The organism is Pseudoneobacillus rhizolycopersici, assembly GCF_054786815.1.
In genome coordinates, this window is record NZ_JBTOOE010000039.1 from 1 (window position 1) to 15,645 (window position 15,645).

Consider the following 15,645-nt stretch of genomic DNA (forward strand, 5'->3'; position numbering starts at 1 on the left):
AGGATCAAACTCTCCAATAAAGAGTTGATAAAAGCTCAAAAAGTTAATCTGGCTTTGTTTTCTTTTTTTAAAAAAGAAGTTTTGTTAATGTTTGGTTGTTTAGTTTTCAAAGAACAAACTGTCACCTCTAGGCGACTTTATTAATATAACATCTATCGTTTTTTGTGTCAACAACTTTTTAAAGTTAATTAGACAACTAAGTTGCGACAACTTTTATATAGTAACACCTTAACAATAAAGGTGTCAATAACTTTTAAAAATAAAAAAAGAACTGATTCGATTGTTTCGAATCAGTCTTAACTAGATGATCCACAATTGGATTACCACAAGTGCTGCTAATCCTGGAACTCCTAATAAACCAGAGATAGCTGATGTTACTAGATTAATCGGCACTTGGAGTCCAAATTGGTTTCCCACTGCATTAAGAAAGAACAATAGTAACGCGCCAATTAAAATTTTGATCACCCCTTGACCTAAAAATCGTAAAGGTTTGATTGGGGTGCCAATAAGCAACAAAAGTAAAATTAGCACAGCAATAATCGATATGACTACAATAGGCTCCAAATAAATCCCCTCTGTTTCAGTCTTTTTTAATATCCTATGTACAAGCTAATAAAAAAAGACCATAAGGAATATTACCTCAACAAAGATAGTTGGCGTTTTTTCGCTTCCTTTAGCAGAAAGAAATATTTGGCTTCAATAAGTTTTAATTCCATCATAACTTCATTTGATGGATCTAGGCATTTCTCTAGTAAGTTTTTTTGATATTGGCGATGCTGCTTCAAAGTTTCTAACTGTATAAGCAGCTTCTCGTCATATTCCTTGCGTAGCCAACCCTTTTTCCGAAAAAACATCGATAATTCCTCCGGTAACTCATGATTATTTCTTATTATACTTCTCTACGACCTTCTAATGCTTTGGATAAAGTGACTTCGTCGGCGTATTCCAAGTCTCCCCCTACTGGTAATCCGTGGGCAATTCGGGTTACTTTTATACCCGACGGCTTTAATAGACGCGAAATATACATCGCTGTTGCCTCGCCCTCTATATTGGGGTTTGTAGCCAAAATGACCTCTGCAACAGTTTCGTCTTCCTGCAGCCTTTTTAATAAGTTTGGAACATTAATATCCTCGGGTCCAATCCCATCCATTGGTGAAATGGCACCGTGAAGGACATGATAAAGTCCGTTATACTCTCTCATTTTCTCCATCGCAATCACATCTTTTGGGTCTTGAAGAACACAAATAGTTGTTCGATCTCTTCGCTGATCTTCACATATATAGCACGGATCTTGGTCGGTAATATGACCGCAAACGGAGCAATAGGATAAATTTCTTTTTGCATTCACGAGTGCCTTGGCAAAATCAAGGACGGTATCTTCCTTCATATTTAACACAAAAAAGGCCAGTCGAGCGGCCGTTTTTGGACCGATTCCTGGCAGTTTCATAAAGCTATCGATAAGCTTTGATATCGGTTCAGGATAGTGCATGATGATTCCCCCTTAGAACATCCCTGGGAGATTCATACCCTTTGTAAACTGTCCCATTGTATTGTTTGATAATTCTTCTGCCTTTTTTAAAGCATCATTTGTAGCAGCTAAAACTAAATCTTGTAGCATTTCGACATCATCTGGGTCAACCGCTTCTGGTTTAATAACAACATCTAGTACCTCCTTATGACCGGAAATAACAACCGTTACCATTCCGCCTCCTGCAGTACCTTCAATTCTCTCTTCTCCTAGCTTAACTTGAGCTTCTTCCATTTTCTTTTGCATTTTTTGCATTTGCTTCATCATATTTTGCATATTTCCCATTCCACGCATCATTGTCCATTCCTCCAATTTATTCTTTTATTTCAATTAATTCTGCACCGAAAAGTTTTTTTGCTTCGGCAATAATTGGGTCTTCCAGTTGCGGATCCTGCTTATGTTCCTCACCATGCTGTTGTTCCTGAATAAAATTTTCCCGAATGGATAGCCATTGTTCTTCAGGGACACCGATGATACTAACCGATTTATTAACCATTTCACTGATGAATGTTGCTAAGGTTTCAATAAATTGACCATTTTCCATTGCCATTTGACAATGGATTTCATATTTAAATTTGATAATCACGGTGTCATTTGAAGCAGCCGCTGGCTCAGCTCCACTTAATAAAGCAGCTTGGGAGCGCATTTGATTTTGATTGAGTTTGGCTATGAGTTGCCCCCAAACTCCCTTTATTAGTTGTAAATATTGTTTAGTGGCATGCTTTAACACTTCGTTAATCCTGCCAACCGGTGCTTGGAAACCTTTTCTAGCAGTACGCTGCTGTTTTGGTTGCGCATGAGCCCCCGAGACAGCCTCTTGCTTAATGGCTACCCCATTTTGTTTTAAATGTTCAATTTCGCTCTCTAGTTTTTTAATTTTTGTTAGGAGTTGTTCCATTTCTACCGAAGAAGAAGGATGGCCAGAGCTCGCCGTGTTAATTTGCGTTAGTTTTACAATCGTGACCTCAAGGAACACTCGTGGTTGGTTAGTCCAGCGCATTTCCTGTTGCGTTTTATTAAGAATTTCAATGAACTGGTATATCTGTTCCGGTGAAATTTGATTCGCTAATACTTGAAAATCTTCATCGAGCATGACTCGCTCGTACGTCTCTTCGAGGTTCGGCGCTGTTTTATATAATAGCATATCTCGGTAATAAAGGATAAAGTCTTCAACAAATCGAACCGGGTCTTTTCCTTGGGATAACACTTGGGTAACAATATCTAATGCAGATGCGACGTTTTTATCCAGTATCGAAGAGGCCAATTGATTGAATAAACCTTGCGAAACTGAACCGGTTACAGTAAGGGCATCTTCGCTTGTAACCTGATCATCGCTAAACGAAATCGCTTGATCCAATAAACTTAAAGCGTCGCGCATGCCACCTTCAGCCGCTCTTGCAATGATATGTAATGCCTTTTCCTCATAACGAACATTCGTTTCGTCAACGATTAACTTCATTCTTCTAACAATGTCGTACGGGGTAATCCGTTTAAAATCAAAGCGTTGACATCTGGAAATAATCGTTAACGGGATTTTATGCGGTTCTGTTGTGGCTAAAATAAACATGACATGCTTCGGTGGTTCTTCCAGTGTTTTTAAAAGGGCATTGAAGGCCCCAATGGAAAGCATATGCACTTCATCGACGATATAAACCTTATATTTCACCACATTGGGCGCATATTTCACTTTATCACGAATATCGCGGATTTCTTCGACACCATTATTGGAAGCAGCATCGATCTCAATCACATCCGGAATCGACCCATCTGTAATTCCTAAACAAGCTGGACATTCATTACAAGGCTCACTTATTGGTGCTCTTTCACAATTGACCGCTTTTGCTAAAATTTTCGCTGCACTCGTTTTCCCGGTCCCTCTTGGACCTGAAAAGAGATAGGCATGGGAGATTTTTTGCTGAACAAGGGCGTTCTGCAATGTCTTCGTTACATGCTCTTGCCCGACAACATCAATAAAACTTTGAGGACGCCATACTCGATATAAAGCTTGATAACTCATGACATTGTTGCCCTCCCTCTTGATTTTTTCTATTCTTCATTATTATACCTTATCCGATTTCCTTTTTAAAATAAAAACAAAAAACTCATCCCGCTAAAGAGATGAGTTTTGTTTATGGGTTTAAATGCCGTGCACCTTCCGTCGACGCGTCTCCATAGGCGTTACTCAAGCAGTTAGCTCGACCCAGGCGACCCCGCGGCACATGAGAGTGTCCACTTAATGCTGCTTCCTTCCGGACCTGACATGGTTCATGAATTCCCATTGCGCAGGACCCGGGTGTCAACACCACTTACTTGAGGCAGCCCTACAGAGAACGGGCCTAAGGAAGGGATTCGGCCTCGCTAGAGCGGATTGCGAGTACAGGGCACCGCTACCTCCCCGCTTAGCACGGCAAAGTTGAAACCATATTTAGTTGTGTCGTAATTGACACATTCAAAGTATAATCTGTTCAGCAAAAAAATGCAATGTTTTAACGCCTGTTAATTCCTTCAAGATTATCCAATTGAGATTGGTCCGCTTGTTTAGCTAACTTTTTCTGTTCACGGATTTTTTTAAAAAAGTTAGATAGCAACGAGCCGCACTCTTCTTCTAAAACACCTGCGGTTATCTCACTATTATGGTTAAAACGGTCATCTTGGAGAAGATTCATTAGCGTACCGGCACAACCTGCTTTTGGATCCTTTGCTCCGTAAATCACCCGCTTTATTCGCGAAAGGATAATGGCACCTGAACACATAGGACATGGTTCTAGTGTCACGTAAAGCTCAGCATTTTCTAAGCGCCAAGAACCGGTTTCCTTGCATGCTTTTTCAATCGCTAAGCTTTCCGCATGGGCAAGGGCATTTTGTTCGGTTTCGCGCAAATTATGGGCTCTGGCAATAATTTTACCATCTAAAACAATGACTGCACCAATCGGAACCTCATCAATCTCTTCTGCCTTCTTCGCTTCCTCAATCGCTTCTCTCATATAATCTACATCTGTTAACTGCATCACTCTAAACCCCTCTAGAAGTTTCTATGTTAAACATATCGTTTCTCCACGAAAATAGCAAAGTCAGGAATGTATTTTCCAATAAATATCATGATAATTCTTTTTGCCTCATAAAATGGTTATAACGTTTAGTAGTGAGGAGGACCAAGAGATGCAAATTCACGTCATAGAAAGCGGGCAGTCGCTTACAGGAATTGCGCAAGCTTATGGGACAACAGTCAATGATATTGTTGAAGCAAACGAACTGCCAAATCCAAATGATTTGGTGGACGGCCAGGCGCTGGTTATTCCGATTGTGGGAAGCTTTTATTGGGTAAAGCAAGGGGATACATTATGGTCTATATCCCGTCGTTATGGGGTATCTTACCAGGAGCTAGCAAGGATTAATCGCGTTCCAGCGAATCAACCTTTACAGGCGGGATTCCGATTGTATATCCCACCACGTCCTAAAAGCCAAAGAGAGTTTAATGGTTATGTCGAACCGAGAGGAAACACGGTTGCTCCAGCGTTGGAAAATGCCGCTCGGGAGGCAGGTCCATATTTAACCTATTTAGCTCCGTTCAGTTTTCAAGCGTTGCGTGATGGGGGATTAAAAGAACCGCTGCTCAATGAGTTTCCAGCGATTGCCCGAGCGAATCGTAATGTGCTAATGATGGTTATCACTAATCAGGAAAATGATCAGTTTAATGATGAGCTTGGTAAAATTCTTTTAAATGATATGACGATTCAAAACCGTTTTTTAAATAATATTGTCACGACAGCTAAAAAATATGGCTTCCGTGATATTCATTTTGATTTTGAATTTTTGCGCCCTGCCGACCGTGAAGCGTACAATCAATTTTTACGCAAAGCGAAAGCTCGCTTTAACCAAGAAGGCTGGCTTTTATCAACGGCATTAGCCCCGAAAACTAGCGCCACCCAGCAAGGGCTATGGTATGAGGCCCACGACTATAAAGCTCACGGAGAAATTGTTGATTTTGTCGTAATTATGACGTACGAGTGGGGGTATAGCGGCGGCCCAGCAATGGCGGTTTCACCGATTGGTCCAGTTCGCCAGGTGCTCGAATATGCGATAACGGAGATGCCGGCTAATAAAATAATGATGGGGCAAAATTTATACGGTTATGATTGGACGTTGCCGTTTGTACAGGGTACGGTTGCTAGAGCAGTCAGTCCGCAGCAGGCGATTTCATTAGCGGCAACGAATAATGTTCCGATTCAATATGACCAAAAAGCACAAGCACCGTTTTTCCATTACACTGCACAAGACGGCAAACGCCATGAAGTATGGTTTGAAGATGCTCGGTCCATTCAAGCAAAGTTTGATTTAATAAAGGAATTAGGATTACGTGGAATGAGCTATTGGAAACTTGGGCTTGCGTTCCCGCAAAACTGGCTGTTAATCCAGGAAAATTTTAATGTAGTAAAACGATAATCTTTTTTAGCCAGAGGCCTTCATGCTTTCTGGCTATTTTTTATCTCCAAAAATTCCTTCCCATTTCCATTTCATAATGTGTTAAAATAAATTTTGCGCCTAAACAAAATCTAACAACAATAGACAATAGATGACAAATTTCTACTAGATCCGTTTGTAGAAAAGGTAAGCTGGAGAAGGAGGACATGCGATGGAAGGAATACCTTTTATTACGGTTGAGGGGCCGATTGGGATTGGAAAAACCTCTCTCGCCAAGGCAATCTCGAACCACTTCCACTTTGCATTATTAAAAGAAATCGTGGATGAAAATCCATTTTTAGGGAAATTTTATGAAAATATTGAAGAGTGGAGCTTCCAAACAGAAATGTTCTTTCTCTGCAATCGATTCAAACAATTAGGTGATATTAATACTCACTACTTAAGCCAAGACATCCCAGTCGTGGCTGATTATCATATTTTTAAAAATCTTATCTTTGCTCAACGGACCTTAAGTGGCGAAGAATATCGGAAGTACTTTAAAATCTATCAAATTTTAACAGAAGACATGCCGAAACCAAATGTGATAATTTATTTAAATGCGAGTCTTGATACCCTTTTAAAACGCATTGCCATGCGTGGACGGGAGTTCGAAAAAAATATTAGTCCTTTATATTTAGAGCAATTGTCAATTGATTACGAAAATGCAATTTCGAACTTTGAAAAGGAGCATCCTGAAGTGCCTGTATTACGGTATAACGGAGATGAAATTGATTTTGTGAAAAATGAAGAGGACTTGCAACTAATCTTGGGACAATTAACAACATCATTAAAAAAAGGAGTCTACGATCATGAATCTACGAAATAAATATGGGATTCCCCAAAATGCTGTCATCACTATTGCAGGGACAGTTGGTGTTGGTAAATCAACCATGACAAATGCATTAGCGAAAGCCCTTGGTTTCCGTACCTCTTTTGAAAAAGTCGATTCTAATCCTTATTTAGATAAATTTTATGCTGATTTTGAGCGCTGGAGCTTCCATCTACAAATCTATTTCCTAGCTGAACGCTTTAAGGAGCAAAAGCGCATCTTTGAATATGGCGGGGGATTTGTGCAAGATCGTTCTATCTATGAGGACACAGGGATTTTTGCACGAATGCATTTTGAGAAGGGCACCATGTCAATGGTTGATTATGACACCTATACTAGCCTTTTTGACGCCATGGTGATGACCCCTTATTTCCCTCACCCGGACTTATTAATCTATCTTGAAGGGTCATTGGATGATGTTTTAAACCGTATTAAAGAAAGAGGACGCCCAATGGAGCAGCAAACTCCTGTTTCTTATTGGGAGGAAATGCATAAGCGTTATGAAGACTGGATTAACAACTTCAGTGCTTGCCCAGTACTTCGTCTCAATATTAATGATTACGATATCGTCCAAAACGAAGAATCAATCGAACCCATTATTGAACGCATTTCACACTTTATCCACCAAGCACAACTACTAAAAAGATAATAGAAAAAGTCGCCAATATACGGCGACTTTTTTACTTTAACGCATTAAAGCTCGTAATAAAAAAAAACCCGCTACATTTCTGTAACGGGTTTTTGTATCTCCATTTATGCGCTATGGTAATACAATTTAAAGTTGATGGCGGAGGAAGAGGGATTCGAACCCCCGCGCGGTTTAACCCGCCTGTCGGTTTTCAAGACCGATCCCTTCAGCCGGACTTGGGTATTCCTCCGTATCGACAAGAGATAATATATCATAGATAATTCTCCCTTGTCAACATACTTATTAATATTTTTTATTCTGGTTTCATTACTTCATGTTTTCCCATATAAGGTCGTAAAACTTCTGGAATCACAACACTACCATCTTCCTGTTGATAGTTTTCCAAAATCGCTGCAACTGTACGGCCTATCGCCAATCCAGAACCATTTAACGTATGAACATGCTCAGGCTTTCCTTTTGGATCACGGCGGAAACGAATATTCGCACGACGCGCCTGGAATGCTTCAAAATTTGAACAAGAAGAAATTTCACGGTACATATTATAGCTTGGAATCCAAACCTCAATATCGTATTTCTTCGCAGCTGTAAACCCTAAATCACCGGTACACATGCTTAACACTCGGTAAGGAAGACCTAAAAGCTGTAATACCTTCTCCGCGTTCCCAGTTAACTTCTCAAGCTCTTCGTAAGAATCCTCTGGTTTCACAAACTTCACAAGCTCTACTTTATTAAACTGATGCTGACGAATTAAACCACGAGTATCACGTCCGGCAGACCCTGCCTCAGAGCGGAAACAAGCACTGAATGCCGCATATTTAACTGGTAATTCCTCACCTGATAGGATCTCATCACGGTGTAAATTGGTTACAGGAACTTCTGCAGTTGGAATTAAGAAATAATCTTCACTCTCAATTCTAAATGCATCCTCTTCAAACTTTGGCAACTGACCAGTACCCGTCATACTTGCACGATTAACGATATAAGGCGGCAATACTTCTTTATAGCCATGCTCATCTACATGCAGATCCAACATGAAATTGATTAATGCCCGCTCTAAACGTGCGCCTAAGCCTTTGTAAAAAACAAACCGGCTACCGGTTACTTTTCCGGCACGTTCAAAATCTAGGATTCCAAGGTTTTCAGCAATATCCCAATGTGGCTTCGGCTCAAAACCGAAATCACGAATCTCGCCCCATTTGCGCGCTTCTACATTATCGTCTTCAGTTTCCCCAATTGGCACACTTTCATGAGGGATATTAGGAATATTTAGTAAAAGATTTTCTAGCTGCTCCTCATAAACCTTTAATTCATCATCAATTACCTTAATTCGGTCGCCGACCTCACGCATTTCGGTAATCAAATGATCCGCATCTTGCTTGTCACGTTTTAAAGCTGCTACTTGTGCAGATACTTCATTCCGTTTGCTCTTTAATTGCTCACTTTGTACAATCAATTCTCTCCGTCTTGTGTCAAGTTCTTCAAATTTCCCTAAATCGCTTAAATCTTCGCCTCGATGCTGGAGCTTGGCTTTTACACCTTCTAGATCCGCTCTTAATACTTTAATGTCTAACATGATAGTCTCCTCCTGTAATCAATTTTTGGCAAATAAAAAAACTCCCATCCCTTCATACAAAGGGACGAGAGTTTACCCGCGTTGCCACCCTAATTGAAGGCTATTGATAAGCCTTCCACTTAGATTCATAACGGCTTTGACACCGAAAGTATCTACTTGCCTTAGCGTTCAATACTTCACTCGAGGATGGATTCCTAAGCTCTATTCACTGGTTTGCACCTTCCACCAGCTCTCTTTAGAACGAAATCTTAGTACTAATTCCTCTCAACGTTTTCCAAAATATTAGATTGTTAATTAATTTACTATAATTATGAGCAATTTGCAACTATAATATGCTGATTATTTTACTAACGATTCCTTTACCATATTAATAAAATATGCCGTCATCCGATGGTCATCGGTTAGCTCTGGATGGAAGGAGCAACCCAAAAACTGCCCTTCTCTTGCCGCTACAATTCGACCGTCAAATTTTGCTAACACCTCTACATTTTCACCGGCTTCCACAATATGTGGACCACGGATAAAGACAGCGGCAAAATCATCTCCAACACCAGCAATATCTAAGTCAGCTTCAAAACTTTCGCGTTGACGGCCAAATGAATTACGCTCAACCGTTACATCCATCACGCCAATATGTGGCGCATCATAGCCAACAAGCCTTTTCGCTAATAGAATCAATCCAGCACAGGTGCCGAACATCGGTTTCCCTGAAGCGGCAAAATCCTTTAATTCACTCATAAAATCATACTTATCAATTAACCTTCTCATTGTCGTACTTTCGCCGCCAGGAAGGATTAAACCATCTACTTCCTTCAGCTGCTCTTTTAATTTTATGACAATAGCTTCGGCACCACAGGATTCCACAGCACGGACATGCTCACGAACGGCTCCTTGCAATGCTAATACTCCTATTTTCACCATATAAAATACTCCTTACCAACCGCGATCCTGCATACGAGCGCTAGGTGCAAGTGTATGAATTTCAATCCCTTTCATTGCAATACCAAGATTTTTTGAAATCTCAGCGATTAATTTATAGTCTTGATAATGAGTGGTTGCTTCCACAATTGCTCGTGCAAAACGAGCTGGATTGTCTGATTTAAAAATACCAGAACCGACAAACACGCCATCTGCCCCTAATTCCATCATTAATGCAGCATCCGCAGGAGTCGCAACCCCACCTGCAGCAAAGTTAACAACCGGCAAGCGGCCTAAACGTTTAATTTCAAGAAGAATTTCATAAGGAGCACCTAAAACCTTAGCTTCCGTCATTAGCTCATCTTCATTCATGGAAACGACTTTACGCACTTGGGCATTTACCTTGCGCATATGTCTAACAGCTTCAACGATGTTACCTGTTCCCGGTTCACCCTTCGTACGAAGCATGGAAGCACCTTCCCCAATACGACGAGCTGCTTCACCAAGGTCACGACAGCCACAAACAAATGGAACAGTAAACGCATTTTTATTTAAATGGAACTCTTCATCCGCCGGGGTTAATACTTCACTTTCATCTATGTAGTCAACGCCCATTGCTTCTAAAACACGAGCTTCAACAATATGACCAATACGCGCCTTCGCCATAACTGGAATTGAAACCGCATTCATTACCTCTTCCATAATTCGCGGGTCAGCCATTCTGGCTACTCCACCTGCTGCACGAATATCAGAAGGAACACGCTCTAATGCCATTACCGCAACCGCACCAGCTTCTTCCGCAATTTTTGCCTGTTCAGCATTGACAACGTCCATAATGACGCCACCCTTTTGCATTTCTGCCATCCCTCGTTTTACACGATCCGTACCTGTTTTCATCTGTTTTGCCCCCTTTTATTTTAACCTTTTACAGATTTCTGTAAAAAACTCAAAAAATATAAGTCATTTACTCGGAATTATTCATATCCCTAAAGGTAAATAAACAATAAAAAAAGCCTCGTGTCAAGACACGAGACTTTAATTACGATTAAAATAATGACGCAGCACTTCTCCATAAATCACCGAAAAAACCGCCAATCGCACGCATCATTAAAACAAACCAATTAGATTTTTCCACAGTTTCAGCTGCAATAAGATCTACCTTCAAAGCATCCTTGGAATCATCTGTTAAGAATGAAACCTTCTTATCGCCCTTCTTTTCAATAGTAACATAACCAACGACATCGCCCTTTTTCACTGGAGCCGTTAATTCCCCGTTCTTATTAAGCTTCTTTTTATTTAAGACAACAACAGGCTGATATTGATCCTTTTCACCATTTAGAATAATCATATTAATTGGGTCTTTTGTATATAAATTAACCTTTTTAGCTTTCCCCTTAATGACAGGTAAAGATGTGTTACCTTTAATTTTTGTATGAGCAGGTAGTACTTCTTCTTTTACATAGTTGCTAAATGCATAATCAAACATTTTTCGGGTTTCATCAAATCTTGCTTTATAATTACCTTGACCTTTGGCATTTTTCGCATTCATGACAACAGTAATAAATCGTTTACCATCACGGCTTGCCGTACCTGTAAAACAATAACCCGCAAAGTCTGTTGTACCTGTTTTTAGTCCGTCAGCACCCTCGTATTGGAATACTAAACCTGGAAGCATCCAGTTCCAGTTATCCATCTTAATTTTATCATCAGTGCCTTCGCGGAAAACTTTTTTTGTAATACTTGCCGTGTCTAAAACCTCAGGAAAGCTTTTTAACAGATTATACGCTAACTTAACGGTAGCCCGTGCAGACATGACATTTTCTTCCTCGGGTCCTGTCCCTTCAGGATGATTTCCCTTTAAATCGACATTATTCAATCCAGAGGAATTCACAAACTTATAATTTTCTAGTCCAAGTTCTGCTGCTTTTTCATTCATCATCTTTACAAAATTCGTTTCCGATCCGGCAATCATTTCAGCAATCGCAATGGTTGCCCCATTGGCCGAATATATGACCATTGCTTCATATAATTCACGAAGATTATACTTGCCATCTCGGCGAAGTGGCACATTCGATAGGGAGCGGTCTTGGGAAACCTGCCATACATATTCCGAAACAGAATATTCCTGTTCCCATTTAACCCGACCTTCCTTAATCGCCTCAAGCAATAAATACTCGGTCATCATTTTTGTCATACTGGCGATACCAAGTACCGTATCAGCATTCTTTTCATATAACACCCGACCAGTAGAAGCCTCTACTAAAATAGCCGCATCGGCATTAATATTTAGTTGCGCCTCCGCTTTCACAAAACTGGTTGGTTGAAAAATTCCTATTATCATAATGAAAGCCAGTAAAATGGCTATGTATTTTTTCTTAAAGACTCTCTCCACGTTGTTGCCCTCCCTCTATGAATTTTACACTTTTACTATTTTAACATATGTATCGGGTAAAAGGTAGGACAGATAGACCCAAAAAAGCAGGGAGAATCTCCCTGCCTTCTTTTATGATTGATAAGAATAGTTTGGTGCTTCCTTCGTAATTTGCACATCATGTGGATGGCTTTCGCGTAATCCAGCTCCCGTCATTCTGACGAATTGAGCATTTTCTCTTAATTCCTGTAAGTTCTTTGTCCCACAGTAGCCCATTCCTGAACGAACTCCACCTACTAACTGATAAATCGTATCAGCTAAAGGCCCTTTAAAAGCAACACGACCTTCAATTCCTTCTGGAACAAACTTTTTATTATCCTCTTGGAAGTAACGGTCTTTTGAGCCTTTTTCCATCGCGCCAACAGATCCCATACCACGATATACTTTAAACTGTCTCCCTTGGAAAATCTCCGTTTCTCCTGGACTTTCCGTAACACCTGCAAGTAAACTACCAAGCATAACCACATGGCCACCAGCTGCCAGTGCTTTAACGATATCACCTGAATATTTAATCCCGCCATCTGCAATAATCGTTTTACCATGTTTCTTGGCTTCAGTTGCACAATCATAAACTGCCGTAATTTGTGGGACACCTACCCCGGCTACGACACGAGTCGTACAGATTGACCCCGGCCCAATCCCAACCTTAATAATATCAGCGCCCGCTTCAATCAAGTCTCTTGTTGCCTCGGCCGTTGCTACATTACCTGCGATTATGGTTAAGGTAGGATATGCTTCGCGAATCATCTTCACAGTATCCAACACACCTTTTGAATGACCATGAGCGGTATCAACAACGATGACATCTACTTGTGCCTTTACAAGTTTCTCTACCCGTTTCATCGTATCTGTTGTTACACCAACAGCAGCACCAACTAACAAGCGTCCAAGTGAATCTTTTGCAGAATGTGGGAATTCAATTACTTTCTCGATATCCTTAATCGTAATTAATCCTTTTAGAACACCCTCATCATCTACTAATGGGAGTTTTTCTATTTTATGTTTTTGGAGAATTTTTTCAGCTTCCTGTAGACTTGTTCCAACAGGTGCTGTAATTAAATTTTCTTTTGTCATAACATCGGAGATTTGAATGGAATAGTCTTGGATGAAACGTAAATCACGGTTTGTTAAAATGCCAATTAGCTTTAGTTCCTCATTGTTATTCACAATAGGTACGCCAGAAATTCGGTATTTCCCCATTAAATGCTCAGCATCAAACACCTGATGTTCAGGGGTTAAGAAAAATGGATCAGTAATAACGCCGCTTTCTGAACGTTTTACTTTATCAACCTGATCAGCTTGAGCTTCAATGGACATGTTTTTATGAATAACCCCCAGACCGCCTTGTCTTGCCATTGCAATCGCCATCTCAGCCTCTGTTACAGTATCCATTCCAGCGCTAATAAATGGGATGTTTAATTTAAGACCTTCTGCTAATTCAACACGGAGGTCGACATCTCTTGGAAGAACTTCAGACTTTGCCGGAATTAATAGTACATCATCAAATGTAAAACCCTCTTTAACAAACTTATTTTCCCACATTGACCTTTCCTCCTCCACATTTTCAAAAAATATTATTAGTAGGTTATCAATTGGACAAAATACTGTCAAGGAAACAACAATATGTTAGATTATTCAAATTATTAGAGGAGAAAAAGCCCATGTACACAACCTATAAAGACTGGAATAATTATTCAATCTTTTTCTCAGCTGAACACTCCCAACAAATGTTAAAAAGAAGCTATGAAAAATTAAAGATTGACGGAGCAGAGCAGAAAAGCTTTGAAAATTGCTATCCATTTATCTATTATCTCGAGCATGCGAAAACTTATTACAGCCAAGCAGAACAATCTCCTCTTTTAATTCAACCAATCTTAATGTTTTACGGATTTGTTCATTTGATAAAAGCATGCATATTAACAATCCAACCAACGTACCCGGAAAATACATCCGTTTTAGCACACGGAGTTTCTACGAGAAAACGTAAAAAACAACAATACACCTTCTTTCAGGATGAGGTTAAAATCCAAAAAAACGGGCTTTTTCCTTTTATGGCTGAAAAAATGTTTCACATGAAACATTTAGAAGGAGAAAAGGCAAGTATGGAAGAGTTATTACAGTTAATTCCTGAATTAGGAGAACTTTTTCTCCACTTTGATGGTGCTACTCTTTTTATGGAGACAGTGAGAAGGGAAGATTATTATACATTTTCTAATAAAATATTGGACCATTACCATATGACATTGGGCCGTTTTCAGGAGTATTATCAATCAAAATCAGCAGTCAGTAGCCAATTTATTGATGTAATCAATGGGGAAATCAAGATGAAACTAGAGGTAATTACGGGGATAGACCCAGCACCGTTACGTTACGATTTTGGGGGAGGTAAATTCTTTCTTCCCCTACGGAAGAGTGAAATCCAACATTATCCGGAAATTCTAATCCATTATTTACTCCTTTATAACCTAAGTATGATTGCCCGTTACGAAACGGAATGGTGGAGTGAATTAGTTAAGATGATGCCAAATAAAGATTACCCGTTTATATGTAGTTTCCTAAAAATCGCTTTAAATAAAGGGCCGTTTTTAATTTATCAGTATTTGAGTGGTCGGTTAAAGTAAAAAACCAAACACCTATGGGGGTGGTGTTTGGTTTTTGTGTTACCAATCTTTTGTTACGGCTAAGATCATATCGATTTCAATTTCTTTCATATTATAAAAATGGTCATCCTCGTTATTAGTCGAGGTGGCCTCCAGTAATTGATCAATGTCGAATTTAATTAATTCCATGATTTGATTAAACCTCCTCTATGGTTGTTTATACCCAAATTTTTGGAAATAAAACGTGTATTTAATAGAGGTTACGCTGGGTTGGATTGGTTTATGGGGGTGGAGTTGGAAATCGACATTGGTGGCAGTTTACGATGATTCTCTTGTTTCAGAAAGAAGTTGTTGTTTGGTACGAAAAGGATAACACCTAGGGATATGTTTGGGAGTTAGTTTAGGGTGAACTCCCAAACTTCAGCTAAACAAGTCGGACATGAAATGGCCATTTTTTATATCTCATGAGGACATTGGTTCCGTTATTTTCAATATGGGGTCCATTTTTCAGACCTTTGCGGACACACGTTCCGTTATTTCCCCAAAAAGGTGTCTTTTTAGCCTTAAAAATAGCTTTATCAAACTTCTCACGTAGAAACACAAAAAAACAACCCTTCCGGGTTGTTTTCAATTTGCCTGGCGACGTCCTACTCTCA

The 15,645-nt window shown here is 39.8% G+C and carries 17 protein-coding genes, 1 tRNA gene, 1 other RNA gene and 1 other annotated feature; of the genes, 4 read left to right on the top strand and 15 right to left on the bottom strand.

Translation table 11 applies throughout. From position 1 onward, the window contains the following. Positions 1-300 precede the first annotated feature (300 nt). The 7 genes from ACX9YW_RS21990 to tadA form a co-directional block, all read right to left on the bottom strand. Complete coding sequence (locus tag ACX9YW_RS21990; RefSeq protein ID WP_460350651.1) at positions 301-564, bottom strand: pro-sigmaK processing inhibitor BofA family protein; 264 nt, start codon at positions 562-564, stop codon at positions 301-303. Between the two features lie 71 nt (positions 565-635). Continuing rightward, entirely contained in the window at positions 636-854 is a 219-nt protein-coding gene (locus ACX9YW_RS21995) for a YaaL family protein (protein WP_460350654.1), read from the bottom strand. A 35-nt stretch (positions 855-889) separates the two neighbouring features. Continuing rightward, a complete protein-coding gene (gene recR / locus ACX9YW_RS22000) occupies positions 890-1,489 on the bottom strand; it encodes a recombination mediator RecR (RefSeq protein ID WP_460350657.1) in 600 nt (199 codons plus the stop codon). 12 nt (positions 1,490-1,501) lie between these two features. Next, positions 1,502-1,825 (bottom strand): YbaB/EbfC family nucleoid-associated protein, encoded by a 324-nt coding sequence (locus ACX9YW_RS22005; protein ID WP_460350659.1) that lies wholly within the window; start codon positions 1,823-1,825, stop codon positions 1,502-1,504. 16 nt (positions 1,826-1,841) lie between these two features. Next, a complete protein-coding gene (gene dnaX / locus ACX9YW_RS22010; RefSeq protein ID WP_460350662.1) occupies positions 1,842-3,545 on the bottom strand; it encodes a DNA polymerase III subunit gamma/tau in 1,704 nt (567 codons plus the stop codon). Positions 3,546-3,672: 127 nt separating this feature from the next. Next, an RNA gene (ffs, locus tag ACX9YW_RS22015) (signal recognition particle sRNA large type) lies at positions 3,673-3,936 on the bottom strand. Between the two features lie 78 nt (positions 3,937-4,014). Next, positions 4,015-4,536 (bottom strand): tRNA adenosine(34) deaminase TadA, encoded by a 522-nt coding sequence (tadA, locus tag ACX9YW_RS22020; protein WP_460350664.1) that lies wholly within the window; start codon positions 4,534-4,536, stop codon positions 4,015-4,017. A gap of 151 nt (positions 4,537-4,687) precedes the next feature. Here tadA and ACX9YW_RS22025 point away from each other — a divergent pair, with 151 nt between their 5' ends. The 3 genes from ACX9YW_RS22025 to ACX9YW_RS22035 all read left to right on the top strand — a co-directional run bounded on the left by ACX9YW_RS22025 (position 4,688) and on the right by ACX9YW_RS22035 (position 7,467). After that, positions 4,688-5,971 carry a glycoside hydrolase family 18 protein gene (locus tag ACX9YW_RS22025; RefSeq protein WP_460350666.1) on the top strand — a complete coding sequence of 428 codons (1,284 nt, stop codon included), beginning with the start codon at positions 4,688-4,690 and terminating at the stop codon, positions 5,969-5,971. A gap of 190 nt (positions 5,972-6,161) precedes the next feature. Further along, on the top strand, positions 6,162-6,815 hold the full coding sequence (locus ACX9YW_RS22030) for a deoxynucleoside kinase (protein WP_460350669.1): 654 nt from the start codon (positions 6,162-6,164) through the stop codon (positions 6,813-6,815). Continuing rightward, positions 6,799-7,467: a deoxynucleoside kinase gene (locus ACX9YW_RS22035; protein WP_460350672.1), complete on the top strand. Its 669-nt coding sequence runs from the start codon at positions 6,799-6,801 to the stop codon at positions 7,465-7,467. Before ACX9YW_RS22030 ends, ACX9YW_RS22035 begins: the two co-directional genes overlap by 17 nt. A 136-nt stretch (positions 7,468-7,603) precedes the next feature. Here the strand turns inward: ACX9YW_RS22035 and ACX9YW_RS22040 are convergent. The 6 genes from ACX9YW_RS22040 to guaB all read right to left on the bottom strand — a co-directional run bounded on the left by ACX9YW_RS22040 (position 7,604) and on the right by guaB (position 13,931). After that, positions 7,604-7,696, bottom strand: a tRNA-Ser gene (locus ACX9YW_RS22040). A gap of 63 nt (positions 7,697-7,759) precedes the next feature. Beyond that, positions 7,760-9,040, bottom strand: coding sequence for a serine--tRNA ligase (gene serS / locus ACX9YW_RS22045; protein ID WP_460350674.1), 1,281 nt, complete (start codon positions 9,038-9,040; stop codon positions 7,760-7,762). A 57-nt stretch (positions 9,041-9,097) separates the two neighbouring features. Beyond that, positions 9,098-9,317 (bottom strand) — a binding site (T-box leader). Between the two features lie 62 nt (positions 9,318-9,379). Then, positions 9,380-9,961, bottom strand: a complete 582-nt coding sequence (pdxT, locus tag ACX9YW_RS22050; protein ID WP_460350676.1) for a pyridoxal 5'-phosphate synthase glutaminase subunit PdxT — start codon at positions 9,959-9,961, stop codon at positions 9,380-9,382. 12 nt (positions 9,962-9,973) lie between these two features. Then, positions 9,974-10,855: a pyridoxal 5'-phosphate synthase lyase subunit PdxS gene (gene pdxS, locus ACX9YW_RS22055; protein WP_460350679.1), complete on the bottom strand. Its 882-nt coding sequence runs from the start codon at positions 10,853-10,855 to the stop codon at positions 9,974-9,976. A gap of 148 nt (positions 10,856-11,003) precedes the next feature. Further along, a complete protein-coding gene (locus ACX9YW_RS22060) occupies positions 11,004-12,299 on the bottom strand; it encodes a D-alanyl-D-alanine carboxypeptidase family protein (RefSeq protein WP_460350694.1) in 1,296 nt (431 codons plus the stop codon). Positions 12,300-12,461: 162 nt separating this feature from the next. Then, positions 12,462-13,931 (bottom strand): IMP dehydrogenase, encoded by a 1,470-nt coding sequence (gene guaB, locus ACX9YW_RS22065; protein WP_460350682.1) that lies wholly within the window; start codon positions 13,929-13,931, stop codon positions 12,462-12,464. A 119-nt stretch (positions 13,932-14,050) separates the two neighbouring features. On the opposite strand from guaB, the gene ACX9YW_RS22070 reads away from it, so the two are divergent. Beyond that, entirely contained in the window at positions 14,051-15,010 is a 960-nt protein-coding gene (locus tag ACX9YW_RS22070; protein ID WP_460350685.1) for a YaaC family protein, read from the top strand. Between the two features lie 39 nt (positions 15,011-15,049). Here the strand turns inward: ACX9YW_RS22070 and ACX9YW_RS22075 are convergent, their stop codons facing one another. Next, positions 15,050-15,178 carry a hypothetical protein gene (locus ACX9YW_RS22075; protein ID WP_460350688.1) on the bottom strand — a complete coding sequence of 43 codons (129 nt, stop codon included), beginning with the start codon at positions 15,176-15,178 and terminating at the stop codon, positions 15,050-15,052. 235 nt (positions 15,179-15,413) lie between these two features. After that, the coding region (locus ACX9YW_RS22080) for a hypothetical protein (RefSeq protein ID WP_460350691.1) at positions 15,414-15,645 on the bottom strand (232 nt) is incomplete at its 5' end.

What these genes read in the sequence shown, in the direction of transcription:
- ACX9YW_RS21995 (WP_460350654.1), bottom strand. Translation starts at nt 854, where the DNA reads ATGTTTTTTCGGAAAAAGGGTTGGCTACGCAAGGAATATGACGAGAAG.
- recR (WP_460350657.1), bottom strand. Translation starts at nt 1,489, where the DNA reads ATGCACTATCCTGAACCGATATCAAAGCTTATCGATAGCTTTATGAAA.
- ACX9YW_RS22005 (WP_460350659.1), bottom strand. Translation starts at nt 1,825, where the DNA reads ATGATGCGTGGAATGGGAAATATGCAAAATATGATGAAGCAAATGCAA.
- dnaX (WP_460350662.1), bottom strand. Translation starts at nt 3,545, where the DNA reads ATGAGTTATCAAGCTTTATATCGAGTATGGCGTCCTCAAAGTTTTATT.
- tadA (WP_460350664.1), bottom strand. Translation starts at nt 4,536, where the DNA reads ATGCAGTTAACAGATGTAGATTATATGAGAGAAGCGATTGAGGAAGCG.
- ACX9YW_RS22025 (WP_460350666.1), top strand. Translation starts at nt 4,688, where the DNA reads ATGCAAATTCACGTCATAGAAAGCGGGCAGTCGCTTACAGGAATTGCG.
- ACX9YW_RS22030 (WP_460350669.1), top strand. Translation starts at nt 6,162, where the DNA reads ATGGAAGGAATACCTTTTATTACGGTTGAGGGGCCGATTGGGATTGGA.
- ACX9YW_RS22035 (WP_460350672.1), top strand. Translation starts at nt 6,799, where the DNA reads ATGAATCTACGAAATAAATATGGGATTCCCCAAAATGCTGTCATCACT.
- serS (WP_460350674.1), bottom strand. Translation starts at nt 9,040, where the DNA reads ATGTTAGACATTAAAGTATTAAGAGCGGATCTAGAAGGTGTAAAAGCC.
- pdxT (WP_460350676.1), bottom strand. Translation starts at nt 9,961, where the DNA reads ATGGTGAAAATAGGAGTATTAGCATTGCAAGGAGCCGTTCGTGAGCAT.
- pdxS (WP_460350679.1), bottom strand. Translation starts at nt 10,855, where the DNA reads ATGAAAACAGGTACGGATCGTGTAAAACGAGGGATGGCAGAAATGCAA.
- ACX9YW_RS22060 (WP_460350694.1), bottom strand. Translation starts at nt 12,299, where the DNA reads ATGATAATAGGAATTTTTCAACCAACCAGTTTTGTGAAAGCGGAGGCG.
- guaB (WP_460350682.1), bottom strand. Translation starts at nt 13,931, where the DNA reads ATGTGGGAAAATAAGTTTGTTAAAGAGGGTTTTACATTTGATGATGTA.
- ACX9YW_RS22070 (WP_460350685.1), top strand. Translation starts at nt 14,051, where the DNA reads ATGTACACAACCTATAAAGACTGGAATAATTATTCAATCTTTTTCTCA.
- ACX9YW_RS22075 (WP_460350688.1), bottom strand. Translation starts at nt 15,178, where the DNA reads ATGGAATTAATTAAATTCGACATTGATCAATTACTGGAGGCCACCTCG.